This is a genomic window from Bacillus sp. S4, assembly GCF_040838205.1.
GTDB classification, from domain to species: domain Bacteria; phylum Bacillota; class Bacilli; order Bacillales; family Bacillaceae_G; genus Bacillus_A; species Bacillus_A cereus_U.
Window position 1 is genome coordinate 1 of the sequence record NZ_JBFPJI010000479.1, and the last position, 1,790, is coordinate 1,790.

The following is a 1,790-nucleotide window of genomic DNA, read 5'->3' on the forward strand; positions in this document are numbered from 1 at the left end:
TTATGTTAGTTCGCTAATTTTTTCGAGTTTAATTTAGAAACGGAACTTCGGAAAAATTCAGATGAAGTACGAACTCGTAACATAGTTAATAAAAAATAGGAGGCTATATCCCTCCTATTTTAGCTAAATATTTTATTTCCCTTCTTTTCTATCTCAAGTAGAATCCCTTTCTCTATCCAGCCTTCTACACCGTCTTTTTTTATTAAATCATATCCCATGCAGCTACCATCAATGACAGAAACAATATCCCCTTTTCTAACGCCTATTTGGGCACAAGAAATATCCGTTTTCACTGTATACTCACCTGATTCAAGTTGCTTTATATACTCATTTTTCACATGAAGTAGTTCATTTGTTTCTATTTGTTTACATATAGTAAAATCTTTCATTCTCTCCACAGGCTCTATGTAATAATACGGATATGTAACCCCGCCATGCATTTCTGAATCCGCATTAAAATTTGCTATTACTTCATACTCCGGAAAATAGTCTACATATGTATAAGAAAACGCATCACCTTTAGGTGTCCTCTGAATGATAAATGCGTTTAATTGCCCTGCCTCTTTAATCGCATTTCCTCCATCAATTGCAATAATTTTTTTCTCCTTATCAATAACTGGATTGTTAGACGGCGCTTCTTCAGAATAATTCACAACAGGCCAATGCCCAACTACTACATACTTATTTGTTCTATGTGATTTATTATAAAACTCCGGCATTGCTATCGCATTTTTCCGCTCTGTTTCTTTCCAATCTACTCTATCTTCAAGCCCTGCATGCACAAAGATATAATCCTCTGTTTCAATAGCAGTTGGCAATTTTGTTAACCACTTTATTTCTTTTGAAAAATGACTCATTAATATATTTTTCGCTACACGAATATCAGTCTCTTCATTAACGGAAACGTTCAATTGCTCTAACCATTCATTAAATATTGTATTTTTTCTCGTACATAAATAATTAATTAGCGCAGGGTTCTCATTTACAATCGCTTCAACTACGACTTCACAATTTCCTTCAACAACATGAACATTTGAATTGTTCTCTACAAGATCCTTTACGTAGTTGACTACACCGATGCTATCTCTTCCTTTTTCACAAAGATCACCATTAATAATTAAATAGTCCTCTTCTTTAAAATTCACCTTATGTAATAGTTCCTTAAAGAGTTTTAATTCTCCATGGATATCCGATATTACGATCACTCTAACATTATTAGGGATTACTAATTTCTTTATTTTTTCCACGTATAAACGCTCCTAACATTCTCTAAATTCCATATCACCTTATTATTTTCTAGAATCTATTCGACAAAATACATCATTAGACCTTTTCATAGCTCTTATCTAAATAAAAAATAGGTTCCATATGTTTTTACACACAGAACCTATTTAATATTATAACTCTTTATAAAAAGAATAACTTACTTTATCATACCCTTCTCTTTCATAAAAACGATGCGCATCAACTCTTGGAAACGCTGATGTAAGAACGATAGAACTGCAACCTTTTTCTATTCCCCATTTTTCTATATATGACAGAAGAACTTTACCATACCCTTTTGATCTGTGGGCTTCTGCAGTTACAAGGTCATATACGAAAACATGTTTCTCATTATAAAAATTCGTACAAATCGCTACACCAGCAAGACAAACAACTTCATCATTTTCATTACATAATGAAAGTAGTTTATAATTTTCTTCTTTCATTTTTCGAAATAAAGAACTTGCTTCTTCTTTTGAAAGTTTCGTTCGTAATTGTTGTAATACGGGTAATACATCATATAAATC

The 1,790-nt window shown here is 32.2% G+C and carries 2 protein-coding genes; both read right to left on the minus strand.

Going from position 1 to position 1,790, the window contains the following annotated elements:
• Positions 1-119: 119 nt before the first annotated feature.
• Positions 120-1,247, minus strand: a complete 1,128-nt coding sequence (locus AB3X48_RS21810) for a metallophosphoesterase (protein ID WP_088098993.1) — start codon at positions 1,245-1,247, stop codon at positions 120-122.
• Positions 1,248-1,397: 150 nt separating this feature from the next.
• A partial coding sequence (locus AB3X48_RS21815) for a GNAT family N-acetyltransferase (RefSeq protein ID WP_367959938.1) occupies positions 1,398-1,790 on the minus strand: 393 nt, incomplete at its 5' end.